Consider the following 18,190-nt stretch of genomic DNA (forward strand, 5'->3'; position numbering starts at 1 on the left):
GGTACGGGGGCGGGTCACCGCGCCCCGGCGCGCCGTCCGAACCAGCCGCCGGCTCGGGTCGCCCGACGCGGGGCCGAGCGTGGCAGGGTCGGGGCCGGCCGGCGGTTCGGTGGTGACCAGGTCACCGGGGAGCAGCACCATGGCGGTCACGCCGCCCTTTTCGGCGGGGCGCAACCGCACCCGTACGCCGTGCCGGGCCGCCAGCCGGGCCACCACGAACAGGCCGAGTCGGGCGCTCTGCGCCGGGTCGAACTCGGGCGAGCTGGCCAGCCGGGTGTTGGCGGTCTCCAGCGCCGCGTCGGACATGCCCAGCCCCTGATCGGTGATCTCCAGGGCGTACCCGTTGGCCGCCTGCGCCCCGGTGACGGTGACCCGGGTGTCCGGCGGGGAGAAGGCGGTGGCGTTCTCGACCAGCTCGGCGAGCAGGTGGATGACGTCGCCGACCGCCCGCCCCAGCACGCCGGCCGGCTGCACGTTGGTGACGTCCACCCGTTCGTACGCCTCGACCTCGGAGATCGCGCCGCGGATCAGGTCGACCATCGCGACCGGGTTTCGCCAACCCCGGCCGGGTGCGGAGCCGGCGAGGATGACCAGGTCCTCGGCGTGCCGGCGAAGTCGGGTGGCCAGGTGGTCGACCTGGAACAGCTCGGCCAGTTCGTCCGGGTCCTCGCTGCGCCGCTCCATCCGGTCCAGCAGGTGCAGCTGACGATGCACCAGGCTCTGGCTCCGTCGGGCGATGTTGAGGAAGACCTCGTTGAGACCGCGACGCAGGGTGACCTCGTCCACCGCGGCCTGGACGGCGGTGCGCTGCACCTCGGTGAAGGCGCGCCCGACCTCGCCGATCTCGTCGTGGCCGTACTCCAGCGGCGGTGCCTCCCGGGCGACGTCGACCTGCTCGCCACGGCGCAGCCGGGTCACCACGTCGGGCAGCCGGTGCTCGGCCAGTTCCAGTGCGGCGGTGCGGACGCCGCTGAGCCGCCGGACCAGGGTGCGGCCGACCCGCAGCGCCACCAGCACCGAGACGACCACGGCGACGAGCCCGAGTATGCCGGCGGCGGCCAGCCGCACCAGGATGCGGACCGCCATCGGCACCGAACGGTCGGTGAGAGCGTCGGCCTCGGACAGTTCGAAGTCACGCAGTTGCTGCTGCACCGCGTCCTGGCTGGCCTGCCAGGCCGCCGCGTCGACCGCCGGCCGCCCGGACCGGTTGGGTACGACCAGCGCGTCCTGCATCGTGTGCAGCCGGGTGAACGCTTCGCCCTCGGTCAATCGTTGGTATGCGACCCTGCTGCTCTGGGGCAGGTCGGCCACGGCGCTCTCGGTGAGCCACCGCTGGTTGCCGATGGCTTGTACGAGCTGGGTGTGCTCCCCCTCGGCGAACCGCCCGGCGGTCAGCGCGCCGGCCAGCAGCGCGTCGCTCTGGCCGAGCAGTTCCCGGGATCGACCCAGCGCGGTGAGCGCCAGTGCCTGCCGGTTGAGGTCCGGGTCGGTCAGGGTCGCCATTCCGGCGAAGGCCTGGAAGGCCGCGGAGACCATGCCGCTGTACAGGTTGAGCGCGCCGGACCGGTCCACCTTGCGGTCGTCGATGAACTTCCGCCCGCTGGGTAGCGCCGCCAGGGCGGTGACCAGCTGGTCGACCCGGGTTTCCAGCAGGTCGTCAGCGGCGTCGCGCAGGGGCTCCCCGTCCACCCGGCGGCGCAGCTCGGCGACCGCCCGATCGGTGCGCCCGCGCTGCTCGGCGAGTGCGGGCAGCTCGGTGTTGCCGGCGAGCTGCACCACCGAGAGGCGGCGTTCCCGTTGCAGCTCGGTGACCACGGTCTCGCCGGGGCGACCCAGGTCGTACAGCAGGGTGCGGGCGGAGAGCAGGTTCAGGGCGGGACCGAAGGTCAGGGTGGTCGCGAAGATCCACAGCGCCAGGAGCGCGGTCACCGGCGCGACGACCAACGCGGTCAGCTTCGAGCGGATCGGCCAGTCGCGGGTTTTCATCAGACCTCGCCCGTACAGGGTGGCAGGAGGGGCGCCGGCACCGCCGGGCAACGCTCCGGCCGGCTGCGCGCCCGGCCGTTCGTCGGGCACCGGCGCGGGCGCCTTGGGCAGGATACGTAATCAAGGGCGGTTGCACTACCGCCCGTCGCGCCGACATCGACGCTCCGGGATGCGCCGAGAGGTCGGCTGAAACCCGCAACCACGCGTTTTTCTGGAAATAGTCAAGTTTCGGCAGCTAGTGCAGTTGGGGCCCTCGTCAGGAAAGTGCCTCGGATCGGGATTGGCGATCACTGCGCGGAGGGAATACCAGATGACGAAGGAGGAGCCCATGTCGCCCACGCAGATAGTCGTCATCGTGCTCGTCGTGCTGGTGATCGTCGCGGCGCTGGCCGTGGCCGCCCGCTCGCTCAACAACCGTCGCGCGCTGCGCACCCGGTTCGGACCGGAGTACGACCGGGTGGTGGCGGAGCAGGACAGCCGGTCCGCCGCCGAGCGCGAGCTGCGCGACCGGGAACGCCGGCACGCCGAGCTCACGCTCACCCCACTCACCCCGGAGTCCCGGGCCCGGTACGCCGCCGCCTGGGAGGAACTCCAGGTCCGCTTCATCGACTCCCCCGGCGAGACCGTGGGCGACGCGGACGAACTGGTCACCCGGCTCATCGAGGAGCAGGGCTACCCGACCGGCGACTTCTCCGACCAGATCGCCCACCTCTCCGTCGAGCACGCCCGCACCCTGACCAACTACCGGGACGCGCACGAGATCCACCTGCGCAACTCGCGGGGCGAGGCCAACACCGAGGAGCTGCGGCAGGCGGTCGTGCACTACCGCGCGCTCTTCGCCGACCTGCTGGGCGAGGAGCCGGTCGGTCACCACGCACCCGAACAGCGCCACCACCCGGACCATGACACCACGAGCCGCTGAGGAGGCCACCGATGCGCCAGGAAGAGCAGCAGGTGAGCAACGACCACCCGGAGGCCGTGCGGTCCGCGCCCGTGCCGGTAGCCCCGGCCGGCGACCGGGCCGGCCGCTCCGACGTTCCTGAGGACGCCCTCGACGATCGGGGCACCTTCGACGACCAGACCACCGCCCATGAGCGGGCCGACGACACCGACCGGGATGCCGCGTACGACCCGGCCGACGACGAGCGGACCGACGACTCCGACCCGCGTCACCGCCGCGACGGCCGGTCCACCGACGAGGGCGGTTTCCACGAGCCGGGGCCGCTGCCGACCACGTTCGGCGCTACCACGGTGGCCGACGCGGTGGCCGCCTCCGCGCTGGCCAGCCCGCACCCGCAGGATCAGCCGGACCCCCGGGCCGAACGGACCGCCCAACCGGGCGACGGCGCCGAGGACGGCGAGCGGGAGGGTCTGCGCGCCGACCCCACCGCCGAGCTGCACCGCCGCGACACTGACGTCGACGACGACAGCGCGGACGTCGACGACCGCTCCGACGCGGACACGTCCGCGCGGACCGTCGTCCCGCCGGGGAGCACAAACGGCGACCCCGAACGGCGCGGCGATCTGACCGGCGATCGGGACGCCGCCGCGGCGGGCGCGGCCGGCTACGGCAGCGCGACACCGGAGATGGTCGACCCGGATGCGGACGGTGAACCGGTCCCCGGCGATGACACCAGCCCCACGCTGGAGGCCGCCGGAACATCCCGACCCGCCGGGTCGACGGTCGCCGCCGAGCCGGCCACGCTCCTCGAACCGGACACCGCGCAGGGCTTCCGGGACCGCTGGCGGGACGTGCAGCTGCGTTTCGTCGACGACCCGCAGGCGGCTGCCGGCGAGGCGCAGTCGCTGGTGGAGGAGGCCATCCAGGCCCTCTCCTCGGCACTGGCCGCGCAGAAGAACACGCTGGGCGGGTGGCAGGACGCCGGCTCGGCCGACACCGAGCAACTGCGGATGGCCGTCCGCAACTACCGGGACTTCCTGGACCGCGTCCTCGGTCGCTGAGTCACCCGACCAACAAACCGGCGCCCCGGCCGTCACGGCCGGGGCGCCCTCTTGCGCGCCGATCGGCGCCCGGCCCCTCAGACCACCCAACGGGGTCCGAACACGGCAGCACGCACCTGCAGGACTGAAACCACTCGGACGGGGTAATAGGGCGCGCGCGGCAATCAGCGTGGGACGTCGGGACGAGGGGTGACGGGATGGACGGCGACGGTCTTCGGCTCAACATGAACGGCCTGGACTACCTGATTCTGGCGCTGTACTTCGTCACCGTCCTCGGGGTCGGCTTCGCCGCCCGCCGGGCGATCCGGACCAGCGTCGACTTCTTCCTCTCCGGCCGCTCCCTGCCGGCCTGGGTGACCGGTCTCGCCTTCGTCTCGGCGAACCTGGGCGCGTTGGAGATCATCGGAATGGCCGCGAACGGGGCCCAGTACGGCGTGATGACGGTCCACTACTACTGGATCGGCGCGGTCCCGGCGATGGTCTTCCTGGGCATCGTGATGATGCCCTTCTACTACGGCTCCAAGGTCCGCAGCGTGCCGGAGTACCTGCGGCTGCGATTCAACCGCCCCACCCACCTGCTCAACGCGCTCAGCTTCGCCGTCGCCCAGGTGCTGATCGCCGGCGTGAACCTCTACGCGCTGGCCCTCGTCATGCAGGCGCTGCTCGGCTGGCCGCTCTGGACGGCGATCGTGGTCGGCGCGGCGATCGTGCTGGCGTACATCACCATCGGCGGCCTGTCCGGGGCGATCTACAACGAGGTGCTCCAGTTCTTCGTCATCCTCGCCGGCCTCATTCCGGTCACGGTGATCGGCCTGGTCAAGGTCGGCGGGTGGAACGGCCTGATGGACGCGGTCGCCGACACCAAACTCGGCGAGGCGGGCCTGCACGCGTGGCAGGACACCGGCAGCACGGCCAACCCGCTGGGCGCGCACTGGATCGGCATCGTCTTCGGCCTCGGCTTCGTGCTGTCGTTCGGTTACTGGACGACGAACTTCGCCGAGGTGCAGCGGGCCCTCTCGGCCAAGAACATGAGCGCCGCACGGCGTACGCCGATCATCGCCGCGTACCCGAAGTTGGTCATCCCCCTGGTCACGATCATCCCCGGCCTGGTTGCCCTGGTCACGGTGCAGGGCCTCGGCGCGGAGAGCGGCGACCTGCAGTACAACAACGCCATCCCGCTGCTGATGCGCGACCTGCTCCCCAACGGGGTGCTCGGGGTGGCGGTCACCGGCCTGCTCGCCTCGTTCATGGCCGGCATGGCGGCCAACGTGAGTGGCTTCAACACCGTCTTCACCTACGACATCTGGCAGGCGTACATCCGCCGTGACCGGTCGGACGAGTACTACCTGCGGGTCGGCCGGTGGGCGACGGTCGCCGCTGTGGTGATCGGGATCGGCACCGCGTTCATCGCTGCCGGGTTCAGCAACATCATGAACTACATCCAGGCGCTCTTCTCCGTCTTCAACGCGCCGCTGTTCGCCACCTTCATCATCGGCATGTTCTGGAAGCGGATGAGCGCCCTGGCCGGCTTCTGGTCCCTGCTGCTGGGCACCCTGGTGTCGCTGAGCCTCTACCTGCTCTACAAGGGCGGTGTTGTCGATTTCAACTCCGACCTGGAGGAGAGCTTCTGGGGCGCCGGCCTGGCGTTCGTCACCGCGGTGGTGGTCGCCGCGATCATCACCCCGCTCACCTCACCCAAGCGCGACGAGGAGCTGCGCGGGCTGGTGTACGGCATGGGCGGCGTCGACCTGAAGGGCGACGTGCTCGCCGGGGACGCGGTCTGGTACCGCTCCCCGGTGCTGCTCGGTCTGATCGCGGTCGCGCTGGCCGCCCTCTTCTACATCCCGGTCTTCTAAGGAAAGGGGTCGGCAGATGAGCAACGATGGCCAGCCGGCACAGGACCCGCTGATCGACGAGACGCAGGTGGAGCAGCGGCGCTCGGCCGCGGCCCGGCTGTTCGACATCCGCCGGGTGATCGGTGGCCTCTTCGTCGCGTACGGGATCATCGTGACGCTGATCGGCATCTTCGACAGCCGGGCCGAGATCGACAAGGCCGAAGGCGTACGGATCAACCTGTGGGCCGGGCTGACGATGCTCGTCTTCGGCCTGCTCATGCTGCTCTGGCAGTGGCTGCGTCCGGCGGAGCCGCCGGCCCCCAACGAGCACCAGCCCGGCGCCTGACCTGTCGGGCCGCCCGGCATGAGCGCGGCACGAAGGGGTACGCGGGGAAATCAGACACCGTGTCGGACACAGGAGGCAGCACCATGACCGATCGCGATCGCCAACCGCCGTTGGAGGACAGCCCCGAGGTGGCCTCGGCGGTGGACGATGACGCCACCGTGCCGCAGCTACGGACCGGCGGTGGCCCCGACCGGGACACCCCGGGCTTCGCCGAACCTCGCAGCCGACCAAACGACCTCGCACCGGACACCGACGAGCTGATCGGCGATCCGTACGCTGCCGGCACCGGGGCGACCGGGACGGGCACCGGCGCGGGCGGCGACAACATCCGCACCGGAGGCGAACAGCCCTGGGAGCCGGAGGACCTGGTGATGGCCCGCGGCCAGGACCTGACGCCGGAGAACCTGGACAAGGCTCGCCGTGACCTGGCCGAGCAGGGTTCGGCGGCGATCGAACGCACCGTGCCCTGACCGGGGCAGAAGGGGGGTCCCCGACCCGACCTGTGACGGTCGAGCCGGGGACCCGGGGGGAACCTGCTGCCAACAGTGCCTCACCAACCACTGGCAGCGGGTTGGTGCGTGAGCTACCCGATCAGAGCGCCGGGTACGCGTTGCGCATGAGCTCCTGGAACTGGGCGGAGAACCACGCACCGGAGATCGGCGCGCCGCCCAGCGCCCCGGACGGGTTGTTGCCGTTGCGGGCGTTGCCGCCGTACGTCGGGTCGCACATCCGGTCGAAGCCCTTGCCCTCGTCGTTCGGGATCTCCTCGCTGGAGCCGTCCGACTCACCCGGCGGCTTCACCCAGACGTAGGCGTCGATACCCGTGGCCGGGTTCGCCCGCGGCCGCTCACCGAGACCGGCACCGGCCTGGTTGCACCAGTTGCCGAGGTGGGCCCGGCGGTCGATGCGGCCTCCGTTGACGTACGTGTCCACGCTGGTCATCGCGCCCGGGCCGGTGGGCCGGGCGGAGCCACCCCAACCGTTGCGGGACGTGTCGATCAGCATGCCGATGTTGGAGTTGAAGCCCACCGAGACCAGCTGGTTGCGGAATGCCTGGGCGAAGGACAACTCGTCGACGTAGAAGTTCCAGTCGACCCACTTGGACTGCCGCACCGTCTGGCCGTTCACGTTGTCAGTGACCTTGAAGTACGGCTCCTGCAGCGCCGAGTAGTTCGCGGTGTTGGTGATGAACCCGTGCACGTTGTTGACAGTGCTGCCGGAGGCGACCGCGGCGGTCTTCAGGATGTTGGAGGTCGGGACGAAGTTGGAGTCCCAACCGAGCCAGCCGTGGTGACCAGCGTCGATGTAGTTGTAGACGTTGCCGATCGCGCCCAGCTTGGCGAGGGCGTAGCCGACACCGTTGACGTACGCGCCGTTGGCCTTGACCGTGTCGCACATGACCGTGCCGCCAGCCTGATCGGACGTGTTGGTGACCAGGTTCGGCAGCGAGTCGATCTCGATGATGTTGATGATCCGCAGGCTGCTGTACTTCGAGTCGCCCTGGATCGCGGCGATCGGGTCGATGTACTCGGCCTTGTACTTCGGCAACTCGTCCGGGCCCAGCTCACCGTTGGAGGCGAGCGCGGAGCAGTCCCGGCCGGGCAGGTTGTAGATCACGAACTGGATGTAACCGGCGCCCTGGCGCAGCGCCTCGTCCAGGTGGTCCTTCACTCCGAAGGCGCCGTTGGAGCTGCTGTCCGGCGTGCCGTTGATCGCGGCGATCCGGTCCAGCCAGACGGCGGTGGGGTTGTTGGAGACCCGGCTTCCGCCAGCCTCGGCGTCCGCCTTGGCCTTCCACTCCGGGTTCACGTAGCCGCGCACCCCGACGTACGGGTTGTCGACCTTGCTGCCGGTCGGCGGGGTGGTGCCACCGTTGCAGACCACGCCGTTCAGGGTGAACGAGGTCGGCTTCGGGTTGCTGCCGCTCCACGCGCCGTTGAAGCCGATGCTCGTCGACGCGCCGGTGGCCAGGGTGCCGTTGTAGGACATGCTCCGGGCGGTGACCTGGCTGCCGGACTGGGTGAACGTGGCCGACCAGCCCTGCTGCACCCGCTGGCTGGAGTTGGGGAAGGTCCAGCCCAGCGTCCAGCCGTTCAGCGGGTCGCCGACGTTCTTGATGGTGACGTTCGCGGTGAAACCGCCGGGCCAGTCATTGCTCGTGTATGCGATGTCGCACTGCGTCGCGGCCTGCGCCGCGGTGACCGGAATCGTTACGAGCCCACCGGCGACCAGGGCACCCGCGCCGGCGAGCGCGAGGGCCCGGCGTGGGCCGGTTAGCCTTCTCCACACATTCATGCCACTGATCTCCTTGGGCGAGAACCGGGCCCACGTACGGCCCGGCGGGACGGCCCGATGGGCGTCCTGCACGGACGACCGTCGGCGCCAACGGGATTCTTCGGGGGCGCCCGACCCGGACGGGCGATGGTGGTGGTGGTGCCCGGCCCATGCGGCGGCCGGTCGATCGGCGGCGGGATGTCGCCCGACGAACCGGGTGCCCTCGACTCCCTGCCTGCACGGTGTGGCTCTCTGAACCGCGTTCGCCGATTCTTGCATGGGAGCGCTTCCATGGCAATGGCTCGATGCGTTGCCGGAGCCGTTTCGGACGATACCCCCGAGCTCACCCGAGCGGCACGGGCCGACCCGGAACCACCGGTACCGGATGACCGGGGCGGGCCGGGCATGACGACCTCAGAACGCCGTGCCGCACCCACAAGGTCCCGTGCCGTCGCACACGACGATCGACGCGGCGAAAGCCGCGTAGCAGCCCTTCACCTCTTACTCGGAGCAAAGGTCAAAACGCGAATCTTTCACTTCATAAGTCATGAAACCGTCTAACGTCGGTCTTAGCTCGGTTGTCGCCGAGCTCAGGACAACAGGGATGGAGTGACGCAGGTCATGGCTAAGAAGATGCTCGGGAAGGTCGTTGCGGGCGCCGCGCTCGGCGGCGCGTCGCTCCTGGTGTTCGCACCGGGGATCGCGTTCGCCGACGGCCACGACGACGGCAAGGTCTACGCCAAGCCGCACGTCGTGAAGGCCGGCGACGAGGTCAAGCTCCTCGAGATCTGCCCGGATCGGCAGGAGCACGCGTACGTGTGGTCCAAGGTCACCGGCAAGGTCAAGCTCAAGCCGGCGCATGAAGACCGGGGCGAGGACCGCGACTGGCGCGAGGAGGAGGACTCCTCGGACCACGACAAGGGCAAGGACGAGCACGGCAAGGACGAAAACGGCAAGGACCACGAGGGCAAGGACGAGAACGGCAAGGACGACAAGGGCAAGGACCACGAGGGCAAGGACGAAAACGGCAAGGACGACAAGGGCAAGGACGAGAACGGCAAGGACGACAAGGGCAAGGACGAAAACGGCAAGGGCGGCCAGGGTGGCGGCGCCGCCGCCGACGCCTATGCCGACGAGGACAGCAAGGACTGGAAGGGCGAGGAGCACGGCCAGGACGCCGAAGACAGCGGCGACAAGAAGGACTGGGAGTCCAAGGACGAGCACGGCTCCGAGTACGGCTCCGACAAGGGCTGGGAGTCCAAGGACGAGCACGGCTCCGAGTACGGCTCCGACAAGGGCTGGGAGTCCAAGGACGAGCACGGCTCCGAGTACGGCTCCGACAAGGGCTGGGAGTCCAAGGACGAGCACGGCTCGGACAAGCGTGACTGGGACAAGGAGCGCGAGTTCGTCTACTACGGCGAAGCCAAGGTCGACAAGGACGCCAAGCCGGGTCGCTACGAGCTGAAGGGCTCCTGCGGCGAGGGCGAGCTCGTCGTGCTGCCGCACGGCGGCGTCGACGGTGGTGACGGTGGCGTCAGCACCGGCACCGACCGGGGTCTGGCCACCGGCGGGGCGGGCCTGCTCGGCGCTGCCGCGCTGGGCGGGATCGTGCTGATGCGTCGTCGGCGGACCGATGGTTCGCTCGTCTGACGTGACGACGACACCGGCCGGCGGCCGTCGCGGGAAACCGTGGCGTGCCGCCGGCACGGCTGTCGTCGTCACCATGGCCATGATCGGCGCCGGAATGATCGGCGCCAGTCTGAAGGACACACCCGCTCCCCGACCGCCGCAGCCGTTGGCTCAGGCCGGCCCTGAGGTCACCGGGCCGCCGACCACCGCCGACGACGCCCCGCCAGTCGACGGGCAGCCGATCGGGGACGCGCCGACAGGGCTGGCCCGCTCGGCGCCGACCAGCATCGAGATCCCCCGCATCGGTGTCGACGCGACGATCATGTCGTTGGGCACCAACCCGGACGGCACCGTCCAGGTCCCCGCGCTGGACCAGGCCGACCAGGCCGGGTGGTACGAGCCCGGTGCGAGCCCCGGCGAGACGGGTAACGCGGTCATCGTCGGGCACGTGGACTCGGCGGTGCTCGGCCCTGCCGTCTTCTTCGACCTCGGCGCTCTCACCCCCGGCGACACCATCACCGTGCGCCGCGCCGACGGAGTCCCGGTCACCTTCACCGTCGACTCGGTGAAGTCGTACCCGAAGACGGCCTTCCCCACCGAGTTGGTGTACGGGCCGAGCGACCGGCCCAGCCTGCGGGTGGTCACCTGCGGCGGTCAGTTCGACGAGGCCGCGAAGAGCTACCCGGACAACATCGTGGTCTTCGCGACCATGGCGGCGTGAGCCGCGACGAACGAAACGCGGTCCGGCCGGTCGGGGTGACCCGACCGGCCGGACCGTGTCCGGCGTACCTGACTCAGGCGGCTGCGGAGGTCCGCACCAGGGTGCGGATCTGGCGCAGCAGCACCGACAGCGCGGCGAGGTCCGCCCGCGACTCGTCGAACTCCCCCATCGCCCGCCGGGCGCGGTGGATGGAAGTGGCGTTCGACTGCTCCCACTGCTGCACCCGCTCGTGCGGCGGCAGATCGCCCGGGGTGGAGTCGAGCACCTCCGCGGTGAGCGCGGCCAGGGCGGCGTACAGGTCGTACCGCAGCGCCATCCGGGCCAGAGTCTGCCAACGGTCCTCCCGCGGCAGCAGGGAGATCTTCGACAGCAGCGAGTCCACCCGGAACAGGTCGGACAGCACGAAGTAGACCGAGGCCACTTCGCTGACGTCCCGCCCGCTGGCGTTCGCGGTCTCCACCACGTCCATCAGGCCGAAGCTGTACATCAGCCGGGTCGCCCGCTCCGCCAGATCGCGGGGCAGCCCACGCTCGGTCATCGAGTCCATGTGGGCGGCGAGGCCCTGGCGCTCGTTGCCGTAGAACAGCTCATCCAGCCCCGGCAGCAGTCGGGTGACACCGTCCCGCAGCCGGGCGATCTCGGCCGGCACGTCGATCGGCGAGCGCCGGTTGGAGACCAGCCACCGCACGGCCCGGTCGAGCAACCGGCGGGTGTCCAGGTAGACGCTGGTCTGCAGCTCCGGCGCCACCTTGTTGTCCAGCGCCTCGACCGCGTCCCACAGGTCGCGCAGGCCGAACACCTCGCTGACCACCACGTACGCCCGGATCACGTCTGCCGCGCTGGCCGCCGTCTCCTCGACCACCCGGAAGATGAACGAGATGCCACCCCGGTTGATCGCCTCGTTGACCAGCACGGTGGTGACGATGTCCCGGCGCAGCCGGTGCCGGCCCATCCGGTCGGCGAACCGTTCGCGCATCGGCGTCGGGAAGTAGTTGACCAGAACGTCGGTCGTCCACTCCTCGTCGGCCAACCCCTCGGTGAGGATCTCCCGCTCCAGGACGATCTTCACGTAGGCGAGCAGCACCGCGAACTCCGGTGCGGTCAGCCCAGACTCGCCGCGGACCGCCAGCTCCTCGTCCGGCGGCAACGCCTCCAGGGCCCGGTCCAACCCGCCCGAACGCTCCAGCTCGCTGATCATCCGGCGGTGCACAGGGAGCAACGAAGCGGCCTGGGCCTGCGCGTTGTTGATCGCCCGGGCCTGGTCGTAGTTGTCCCGCAGCACCAGCTCCGCGACCTCGTCGGTCATCCCGGCCAGCAGCTCGTCCCGCTCGGCCGTGGTCAGCTCCCCATCGGCCACCGCCGTGTTGAGCAGGATCTTGATGTTCACCTCGTGGTCGGAGGTGTCCACCCCTGCCGCGTTGTCGATGAAGTCCGTGTAGATCCGGCCACCGGTCAACGCGTACTCGATCCGGCCGAGCTGGGTCCAGCCCAGGTTGCCGCCCTCGCCCGCCACCCGGCAGCGCAGGCTGCGCCCGTCCACCCGGATCGCGTCGTTGGACTTGTCGCCCACCTCGGCGTTGGTCTGGCTGGACGCCTTGACGTAGGTGCCGATGCCGCCGTTCCAGAACAGGTCCACCGGGGCGGTGACGATCGCCTTCATCAGCTCCTGCGGCGACAGCTGCGTGACGTCGTCGTCCAGGCCGATCACCGCCCGGACCTGCGGCGTGATCGGAATGGACTTCGCGGTACGCGAGTAGATGCCGCCCCCGGCCGAGATCAGCTCCGGGTTGTAGTCCTCCCAGGAGGAACGGGGCAGGTCGAACAGCCGCCGACGCTCCGCGTACGAGGTGGCGGCGTCCGGGTCCGGGTCGAGGAAGATGTGCCGGTGGTCGAAGGCGGCCACCAGCCGGATGTGCTCGGAGAGCAGCATCCCGTTGCCGAACACGTCGCCGGACATGTCGCCGACGCCGACGACGGTGAAGTCCTGGGTCTGGGTGTCCAGGCCCAGCTCCCGGAAGTGCCGCTTGACCGACTCCCAGGCACCCCGGGCGGTGATGCCCATCTTCTTGTGGTCGTAGCCGGCGGAACCGCCGGACGCGAACGCGTCGCCCATCCAGAAGTTGTGGGCCTTGGAGATCTCGTTGGCGATGTCCGAGAACGTCGCGGTGCCCTTGTCGGCCGCCACCACCAGGTACGGGTCGTCCCCGTCGTGCCGGACCACGTCCTCGGGCGGCACGATCTGCCCGCTGACGATGTTGTCGGTGACGTCCAGCATCGCGCCGACGAACTCCTGGTAGCAGGCGACCGCCTCGTCCCGGTCACCCGGCTTCTGCTTCAACACGAAGCCGCCCTTGGCGCCGACCGGCACGATCACGGTGTTCTTCACCATCTGCGCCTTGACCAGGCCCAGCACCTCGGTACGGAAGTCCTCCCGACGGTCGGACCAGCGCAACCCGCCCCGGGCCACCGGCCCGAACCGCAGGTGCACACCCTCGAACCGGGGCGAGTAGACGAAGATCTCGAACTTCGGCCGCGGCGCGGGCAGGTCCGGAATGGCCTGCGGGTCGAGCTTGAACGCCACGTACGCCTTCGGCCGCCCGTCGGCGCGCTTCTGGTAGAAGCTGGTCCGCAGGGTCGCCTCGATCAACGTCAGATACGAGCGCAGGATCCGATCCTGGTCGAGGCTCGCCACGTCGTCCAGCGCGCCCCGGATCGTCTCCACCAGCTCACCGCTGCGCTGCTGCCGCTGCTCGGTGCTCAACTCGCCCGGCGCGAACCGGGTCTCGAAGAGTTCCACCAGCAACGCGGCGAGCTTCGGGTACGCGATGAAGGTCTGCTCCATGTAGTCCTGCGAGAAGACCGTGCCGGCCTGCCGCAGGTACTTCGCGTACGCCCGCAGCACCACCACCTGCCGCCAGGTCAGCCCGCCGCGCAGCACCAGCTCGTTGAACCGGTCCACCTCGGCCTCGCCGCGCCAGGCCGCCGCGAAGGCGTTCTCCACGTGCGGGCGCACCTCGGCCAGTTCCTGGTGCCCTTCGGGCAGCATGAGGCCGAAGTCGTACAGGTAGACCCGACCGTCGATCCGGTCCACCTCGTACGGGTGCTCGTCGACCACCCGCACGCCGAGCGAGTGCAGCACCGGGAGCACGGCGGAGAGCATCATCGGCTCGCCGTACCGGTAGACCTTGAACCGGACGTCCATCGCCTCGGCCAGGTCCGCACCCGGCACCCGGGTGCCGGGCCGGGGCGCCAACTGCTTGCGGAACAGGTGCATCTCCAGCTGGCCGGGCTCCTCCAGCAGCTCCAGCTTCGCCAGGTCCTTCATCGCCTCGTACGGCGTGTGCCCGTCCTTGTAGCCCTCCGGGAACGCGTCGGCGTACCGGGTGAACAGGTGCTTGGCCTGCTCGTCGCCGAGCTTGCGCTCCAACACCAACCGGTAGTCGTCGTCCCAGAGTCGGGTGGCGTCGGCCAACTCCTCGGCCAGCAGGTCGGCGTCGATGTCGCCGGGTGGCCGGGTCGGGTCGGTACGCACGATGAAGTGCACCCGAGCCAGCATCGACTCGGTGACCCGGGTGGTGTAATCCACCCCGACGCCGTTCAGCTCACGCAGCAGGATGTCCTGCATGCGCAGCCGGTTCTGGGTGGTGAACCGGTCCCGGGGCAGGTAGATCAGGCAGGAGATGAACCGCCCGTACGCGTCGCGGCGCAGGAACACCCGCAGTTGCCGGCGGCCGGCCATCCGCAGCACGCCGATCACCGCGTGGTACAGATCGTCGGTCTTGATCTGGAACAGCTCGTCGCGCGGGTAGGTCTCCAGGATCTGGATCAGATCCTTGCCCGAGTGGCTGCGCTGGCTCAGGCCGGAGCGGTCCAGTACCTCGGCCACCTTGCGGCGGACCACCGGCAGCTCGCGGACGCTGGTCCGGTACGCGGCCGTCGAGAACAGGCCCAGGAAGCGCCGCTCACCGATCACCTCACCGGCGGAGTTGAAGATCTTGAAGCCGATGTAGTCCAGGTACGCCGAGCGGTGCACGGTTGCCCGGGAGTTGGCCTTGGTGATGATGAGCAGGCGCTTCTCCAGCACCTTCTCGTGCGCCTCGGGCGTCATCGAGGCCAGCGACCGCGCCTCCGGCGAATCGGAGCGCAGGATGCCCAGACCGGTGCCGAGGACCGCTTCGAGGGCCTGGCCGTCGACCGGGTCCGCGTTGTCCCCGCCGGGCACGTCCACCAACCGGTACTCGCGGTAACCGAGGAAGGTGAAGTGGTCGTGGGCGAGCCACCGCAGCAGCTCCACCGAGTCGGTGATGTCCTTCTCCGGCACCGGTGGGCGGTTGTCGGAGGTGCGGGCCGAGGCGAGCTCGTCGGCGAGCGCGAGGGCACGCTGACGCATCTTCGGCCAGTCCTCCACCGCCTCCCGCACATCGGTGAGCACCCGCTGCAACTCGCGGCGCAACCGGTCCCGCTCGGCCGCGTCCCGGACCGGGTCGATCTCGATCCGCATCCAGCTCTCGATGATGTCGCCGGCGATCGCGTCGTCCGGCTCCACATCCGCGGAAACCTCGGTGAGCCGGCCGAGGGGCTCACGCCGCACCACCACCAGCGGGTGCACCAGCAGGTGCACGTCGAGGTGGTACGAGTTGAGCAGCGCCGTCACCGAGTCGACCAGGAACGGCATGTCGTCCGTGACGATCTCGACGACCGTGTGGTGCTGGTCCGCGTGCGGTTCGTGGATCCGCAGCTTCAATTCGCCAGGCACCCGCTGCTGGGCGAGGTCCCGGTGAGCCCGGGCCGCGTCGAGCATTTCCTCCGCCGTGAAGCCGACCAGCTCCTCGTCCGGGGCGAACCGCCAGAAACGGCCGACAAGTGTCGCCGCGTCGTGGTCGTCCCCCGCGAGCGCAACGGCCTGGGCCACCAGGCGCTCCGCGTTGGGAACGGGTTCGTCGAGCTCGGCATCCTCCACGTCGTCGGCCAACGCCTCGGTCGGCAGGCCCAGATCGTAGATGGTGTCGATGCTCGACCCGGTCAGCCCCGTGACTCCCGTGTCGAGCCGGCCGTAGCCGTCCCCGTCGGTCGCCGAATCGAAGCTGTCATCGTCCCGGCCGGAGTCCTCCGGCCGGAGGTCGGGTTCCGGTTTGATCGCCGGACGCCGGTCCATCGGTGCCACTCCCCTCGACCCACCGCGTTGTGGGTCACTCTGCCGCCCAGCCTAGGCCCTGCCGCTCTGCGCCTTCGTCGGCGGACCACTGGCCAGACGTCCGGATCGGGACTTTGTCCTTTCACCCGTTGCGGGTCCGAGGTTGGCCGGCTTCGGGATACCCCGCCACGCGATGTTCATCACACGGGCGCGGCCCGTCTTTGAGCGTGGCCGAACACCTGGGGGACGTTGGGGACACCGTTCGCGTACTACCGTGCGAGGGCAGTCCGAGATCGGAAGGACCAGCTTCATGGCTTTGTCGTACCCCCGGCCCCATCGGCCGAACCCCGCGCGCCGCCTGGCCGCCGCCGTCACCGCGGCGCTGCTCGCGGCGGGCGTCCTGGTCGGTTGCTCGGCTGACGACGGGCCACAGCGCACCGTGGACGCCTTCCTCGCGGGCTGGCGCAGCGGTGATCTCCAGTCGGTCGGTCTGATCGACCCGCTGGGCGCGAAGCTGCCGTCGGCCGACGTGGTTCGCGAGATCAAGGATCTCTCCGGCGAGCTGGCGGCCACCCCGCCCACGCTGACGCGTCACGGTGAGCCGAAGATCACGAAGGACATCGCGACCACGACGGTGCGGGTGGAGTGGGCCCTTCCCGGTCAGACCAGCTGGGCGTACGACCGGGAGGTGCGCCTCGCCCACGGTGACGACGACCAGTGGCAGGTGATCTGGGAGCCGACGGTGGTCCACGAACAGCTCACCAAGGGCGACCGGTTGGCGCTGCGCCGCGACGCCGGTGCCCGCGCCGGAGTGCTTGACAATGCCGGGAAGCCGCTCGTCACCCCGCGCCCGGTCGTCCGGGTGGGTGTCCAACCCAACGGGGTCGCCGACCTCAAGAAGCTCGTCAAGGACCTCGACGCGGCGTTCAAGGCCATCCGCCCGGCGCTGGTCCCCGGCGTCGACCTGGCCGACCTGCCCGAGCGGGTGGCCGAGGCCGAGCCGGGTGCCTTCGTCGAGGTGGTGTCGCTGCGCGAGGAGGCGTACCGGCAGATCAAACCCCGGATCTACGACCTGCCCGGCACCAAGTTCATCTCCGACAAGATCGACCTGGCGCCCACCCGCGAGTTCGCCCGCGCGCTGCTCGGCACGGTCGACCCGGCCCAGGCCGACGACCTCGCCGCACACCCCGACCGGTACGTCGTCGGCGACCTGGTGGGGCACGGCGGGCTGCAGGGCCGCTACGACGAACGGCTGCGCGGCGGCCCCGGGCTGACAGTGGTGGTCGAGCGTCCGGCCGAGGGCGGCAAGCTCGAACCCACCGGCACCGAACTGTTCCGCCGGGAGCCGCAGCCCGGTCAGGCGTTGAAGACCACGCTGGACGTCGCCGTTCAGAACGCGGCCGACGGGGCGCTGCGCGCCGAGCCGCGCCGATCCGCCCTGGTGGCGCTCCGGGTCAGCGACGGTGCCGTGCTCGCCGCGGCGAACGGTCCCGGCCCGGCCGGGGAGAATCTGGCCTTCGACGCCCAGGTGCCCCCGGGTTCCACGTTCAAGATGGTCAGCACGCTGGGCCTGCTGGACCGGGGCGCGGTCACGCTGGACGGGCCGGTGGCCTGCCCGAAGACCTTCACCGTGGACGGCCGGTCCTTCAAGAACTCGGACAATTTCGAGCTCGGCTCGGTGCCGTTCCGCACCGACTTCGCCAAGTCCTGCAACACGGCGTTCGCCTCGCTGGCACCGAAGCTCGGCGGTGACGGGCTGGCCGCGGCGGGCCGCACGCTGGGCCTGGAGGGTCAATGGGACCTCGGCACGGACGCGTTCACCGGCAAGGTCTCGACGGGCGGCAGCCCGGCCGAGCAGGCCGCGGCGTCGTTCGGGCAGGGCACCACGCTGGTCAGCCCGCTCGCCATGGCCGGCGCCACCGCCGCCGTCGCGCGAGGCCGCTTCGAGCAGCCGAAGCTGCTCATCGACCCGGCGCCGGCCAGGCCGGCTCCGGTGGGTGAGCAACTCAAGCCGGAATCCGTCGCGGCGCTGCGCACGATGATGCGCCAGGTGGTCACCGCCGGCACCGGCAGCGCGCTCAAGGATGTGCCGGGCGAGGTGTACGGCAAGACCGGCACCGCCGAGTACGACGACAACCCGGCCCACACCCACGCCTGGTTCGTCGGCTGGCGGGGCGACGTGGCGTTCGCCGTTTTCGTGGAGAAGGGCGGGGCGAGCACCGCCTCGGCCGTTCCGATCGCCGAGCGCTTCCTCCGCGCCCTCCCCACCAGCTGACCCGGCACCCCGCCCCCGCCCGCCCCGC

At 70.3% G+C, this 18,190-nt stretch carries 11 protein-coding genes; 8 read left to right on the forward strand and 3 right to left on the reverse strand.

Going from position 1 to position 18,190, the window contains the following annotated elements:
• A partial coding sequence (locus DLJ59_RS30810) for a sensor histidine kinase (protein WP_148096984.1) occupies window positions 1-1,986 on the reverse strand: 1,986 nt, incomplete at its 3' end.
• A gap of 328 nt (window positions 1,987-2,314) precedes the next feature.
• Between DLJ59_RS30810 and DLJ59_RS30815 the strand changes: the two genes are divergently transcribed.
• From DLJ59_RS30815 to DLJ59_RS30835, 5 genes are all read left to right on the forward strand, one after another.
• Window positions 2,315-2,908: a hypothetical protein gene (locus tag DLJ59_RS30815; protein WP_124777153.1), complete on the forward strand. Its 594-nt coding sequence runs from the start codon at window positions 2,315-2,317 to the stop codon at window positions 2,906-2,908.
• A gap of 11 nt (window positions 2,909-2,919) precedes the next feature.
• A complete protein-coding gene (locus DLJ59_RS30820; protein WP_124777131.1) occupies window positions 2,920-3,948 on the forward strand; it encodes a hypothetical protein in 1,029 nt (342 codons plus the stop codon).
• A gap of 197 nt (window positions 3,949-4,145) precedes the next feature.
• Window positions 4,146-5,804 (forward strand): sodium:solute symporter family protein, encoded by a 1,659-nt coding sequence (locus DLJ59_RS30825; protein WP_124777134.1) that lies wholly within the window; start codon window positions 4,146-4,148, stop codon window positions 5,802-5,804.
• Window positions 5,805-5,820: 16 nt separating this feature from the next.
• Entirely contained in the window at window positions 5,821-6,129 is a 309-nt protein-coding gene (locus DLJ59_RS30830) for a hypothetical protein (RefSeq protein WP_124777137.1), read from the forward strand.
• A gap of 83 nt (window positions 6,130-6,212) precedes the next feature.
• Window positions 6,213-6,599, forward strand: coding sequence for a hypothetical protein (locus tag DLJ59_RS30835; RefSeq protein WP_124777140.1), 387 nt, complete (start codon window positions 6,213-6,215; stop codon window positions 6,597-6,599).
• Between the two features lie 121 nt (window positions 6,600-6,720).
• On the opposite strand, the gene DLJ59_RS30840 is transcribed toward DLJ59_RS30835, so the two are convergent.
• The gene (locus DLJ59_RS30840) at window positions 6,721-8,424 is read right to left on the reverse strand and encodes a glycoside hydrolase family 6 protein (protein WP_124777143.1); all 1,704 of its coding nucleotides are present in this window, start codon (window positions 8,422-8,424) and stop codon (window positions 6,721-6,723) included.
• Window positions 8,425-9,024: 600 nt separating this feature from the next.
• Between DLJ59_RS30840 and DLJ59_RS30845 the strand changes: the two genes are divergently transcribed.
• Both DLJ59_RS30845 and DLJ59_RS30850 read left to right on the forward strand, forming a co-directional pair.
• The gene (locus DLJ59_RS30845) at window positions 9,025-10,053 is read left to right on the forward strand and encodes a hypothetical protein (RefSeq protein ID WP_124777145.1); all 1,029 of its coding nucleotides are present in this window, start codon (window positions 9,025-9,027) and stop codon (window positions 10,051-10,053) included.
• A gap of 1 nt (window position 10,054) precedes the next feature.
• Window positions 10,055-10,753 carry a class F sortase gene (locus tag DLJ59_RS30850; protein ID WP_124777147.1) on the forward strand — a complete coding sequence of 233 codons (699 nt, stop codon included), beginning with the start codon at window positions 10,055-10,057 and terminating at the stop codon, window positions 10,751-10,753.
• Window positions 10,754-10,826: 73 nt separating this feature from the next.
• On the opposite strand, the gene DLJ59_RS30855 is transcribed toward DLJ59_RS30850, so the two are convergent.
• Complete coding sequence (locus DLJ59_RS30855; protein ID WP_124777149.1) at window positions 10,827-15,908, reverse strand: NAD-glutamate dehydrogenase; 5,082 nt, start codon at window positions 15,906-15,908, stop codon at window positions 10,827-10,829.
• Between the two features lie 289 nt (window positions 15,909-16,197).
• On the opposite strand from DLJ59_RS30855, the gene DLJ59_RS30860 reads away from it, so the two are divergent.
• A complete protein-coding gene (locus DLJ59_RS30860; protein WP_124777151.1) occupies window positions 16,198-18,162 on the forward strand; it encodes a penicillin-binding transpeptidase domain-containing protein in 1,965 nt (654 codons plus the stop codon).
• Window positions 18,163-18,190: the final 28 nt, after the last annotated feature.

It is taken from the genome of Micromonospora inaquosa, assembly GCF_003857055.1.
Taxonomy (GTDB): domain Bacteria; phylum Actinomycetota; class Actinomycetes; order Mycobacteriales; family Micromonosporaceae; genus Micromonospora; species Micromonospora inaquosa.

What these genes read in the sequence shown, in the direction of transcription:
- DLJ59_RS30815 (WP_124777153.1), top strand. Translation starts at nt 2,315, where the DNA reads ATGTCGCCCACGCAGATAGTCGTCATCGTGCTCGTCGTGCTGGTGATC.
- DLJ59_RS30820 (WP_124777131.1), top strand. Translation starts at nt 2,920, where the DNA reads ATGCGCCAGGAAGAGCAGCAGGTGAGCAACGACCACCCGGAGGCCGTG.
- DLJ59_RS30825 (WP_124777134.1), top strand. Translation starts at nt 4,146, where the DNA reads ATGGACGGCGACGGTCTTCGGCTCAACATGAACGGCCTGGACTACCTG.
- DLJ59_RS30830 (WP_124777137.1), top strand. Translation starts at nt 5,821, where the DNA reads ATGAGCAACGATGGCCAGCCGGCACAGGACCCGCTGATCGACGAGACG.
- DLJ59_RS30835 (WP_124777140.1), top strand. Translation starts at nt 6,213, where the DNA reads ATGACCGATCGCGATCGCCAACCGCCGTTGGAGGACAGCCCCGAGGTG.
- DLJ59_RS30840 (WP_124777143.1), bottom strand. Translation starts at nt 8,424, where the DNA reads ATGAATGTGTGGAGAAGGCTAACCGGCCCACGCCGGGCCCTCGCGCTC.
- DLJ59_RS30845 (WP_124777145.1), top strand. Translation starts at nt 9,025, where the DNA reads ATGGCTAAGAAGATGCTCGGGAAGGTCGTTGCGGGCGCCGCGCTCGGC.
- DLJ59_RS30855 (WP_124777149.1), bottom strand. Translation starts at nt 15,908, where the DNA reads ATGGACCGGCGTCCGGCGATCAAACCGGAACCCGACCTCCGGCCGGAG.
- DLJ59_RS30860 (WP_124777151.1), top strand. Translation starts at nt 16,198, where the DNA reads ATGGCTTTGTCGTACCCCCGGCCCCATCGGCCGAACCCCGCGCGCCGC.